The sequence below is a fragment of the Planktothrix tepida PCC 9214 genome (genome assembly GCF_900009145.1).
GTDB classification, from domain to species: domain Bacteria; phylum Cyanobacteriota; class Cyanobacteriia; order Cyanobacteriales; family Microcoleaceae; genus Planktothrix; species Planktothrix tepida.
The window spans coordinates 1-2,439 of the sequence record NZ_LN889786.1; the positions used below are offsets into that span (position 1 = coordinate 1).

Sequence of the window (2,439 nt, forward strand, 5' to 3'; positions counted from 1 at the left end):
GGAGCGGAAAAACTCTATGGTTATACTGCTGCTGAAGCCATTGGTCAAAATATTAGCATACTCTATTATCCTGAAGATTTTCCTCAACTTCAATCGTCAATCTTCCAGCCTTTATTGGCGAAAGGAAACCACGAAGTTGAGTTTCGGAACCGCACCAAATCAGGACAACAAATTTATATTAGCTTGCGTCTTTCCGTGATTCGGGATCAAGAGGAAAATATTATTTATTTAATTGGTTGTTCCAATGATATTAGTCAACAGCAAGCAGCACTCCAGGAACGGAAAAAAATAGAAAAACAACTGCAACAATTCAATCAAGAACTCGAAACTAGAGTTGAAGAACGAACCGCCGAATTACAAGAAAGTCAACGTTTTATTCAAAGTATTACTGATAATACACCTAATATTCTTTATATTTACGATCTTGATGAACAGCGCAATATTTACTTCAATCGTGCGATCGTTGATATTTTGGGATATTCTCCTGAGCAGATCCAAGGGATGGAAAATCAATTTTTGCTCGATCTTGTCCATCCCGATGATTTAGATTCTATGTTGATTCATTTGAACAACTTACATACTCTCCAGAATGGTGAAAAGCGAAACTGTGAATATCGGCTGCGAGATGTCAACGGGGAATGGCACTGGTTACTCAGTCGCGATGCAGCTTTCTTATACAACAAAGATGGAACGCTCAAGCAAATTGTGGGTACGGCTCAAGATATTACTGAACGTAAACAATCTGAAGAAAAATTGCAAAATCTTTCAGATCGCTTGTCCTTGGCGATTAAATCTGGAGGATTTGGGATTTGGGAGTGGGATATTTTGCAAGACCAACTGATCTGGGATGAGCAAATGTATGAACTTTATGGGTTAGAGAAGTCAGATGTCCTAGAAACCATCTATCAAACTTGGGCAAACGCATTGCATCCCCAGGATCGAGAAAGAACTGAAACTGCAATTCAACAAGCGTTACGCAGTGAGAAGGAATACAACCCAGAATTCCGAGTGGTTCATCCTAATGGTTCCATCCGATATATCAAAGCTTATGCTTTAGTTCAACGGGATAACAATGGAGAACCGCAACGAATGGTCGGGGTTAATTTTGATATTACCAGCGCTAAAGAAGCGGAAAAACAACTGCGACAGGTAAACGAACGATTGACCCTAACAAATGCGGAACTAGATCGAGCGACCCGGCTTAAAGATGAATTTTTGGCGAATATGAGCCACGAATTACGCACCCCCCTGAATGCGATTTTAGGAATGAGTGAAGGCTTACAGGATGGAGTTTTTGGGAACCTCAGTAAACAACAGAAACAAGCCATCAATAGTATTGATCGCAGTGGTAATCATCTGTTAGCTCTGATTAACGATGTTTTGGATCTCGCAAAAGTAGAATCTGGTAAATTAGAATTACAGTTAGCTCAAGTATCGATCAATTACCTGTGCACAAATAGCGTAACTTTTGTTCGACAACAAGCCCTTAAGAAAAATATTCAACTCACGACCAAGATCCCAGAAGGGTTAGCAAATATTGTAGTAGACGAGCTTCGGATTCGCCAAGTTTTGATTAATCTCCTCAATAATGCCGTTAAATTTACTCCTGATGGTGGCTGTATCAAATTAGAGGTAAAAGTGATATTCTCAACCCCGCAGAATTTATTACAATTCTCGGTCATCGATACAGGTATTGGCCTAACCCCTGAAAATGCCAGTAAATTATTCCAACCGTTTATCCAAATTGATAGCAGTCTGAATCGTCAGTATAGTGGCACAGGCTTAGGATTAGCATTGGTGCGTCGTTTAGTCGAACTTCATCAAGGAACGGTGGGAGTTACCAGTGAGTTAGGAAAAGGAAGTTGTTTTATGGTTTGCTTACCTTATGTTGTTAGTAAAGCACCAACTGTTGAAACTACGATATCTCCCCCTAATTCTATCCAGTATAAAGAATTTCAGCCATCAAAACACAGCCCAATCTTGACTATTTCCCAACGCCCATCTAGTTCCACAACTCTTTTATTAGTTGAGGATAATGAGTTAAATATTGCCACAATCTCAAGTTATTTAAGTAGTAAAGGTTACAAAATTGAAATCGCCAAAAATGGGGAAGAAGGTGTTACACTAGCCAAGTCTTTATCTCCTGATTTAATATTGATGGATATTCAACTGCCAAAAGTAGATGGACTAGAGGCTATTCGTCAGATTCGGGCTGAACAACGGTTAACTTCTACTCCCATTATTGCCTTAACTGCTTTAGCGATGACAGGAGATCAAGAAAAATGTTTAAATGCAGGAGCAAATGATTATCTTTCTAAGCCAGTCAAATTAAAACAACTGGTCGAGAAGATTGAAGATTTATTGAATTAAAGGAAACCCCCAGTAATGGAAAAAATGCCGATTATTTTAATTATTGATGATGACCCCGATAATTTCGAT

The 2,439-nt window shown here is 39.0% G+C and carries 1 protein-coding gene; it reads left to right on the forward strand.

The window, feature by feature from the left end; translation table 11 throughout:
* Positions 1–2,370 (forward strand): PAS domain-containing protein (locus PL9214_RS10375; protein ID WP_139295028.1); only part of this gene is annotated, 2,370 nt, incomplete at its 5' end.
* Positions 2,371–2,439: the final 69 nt, after the last annotated feature.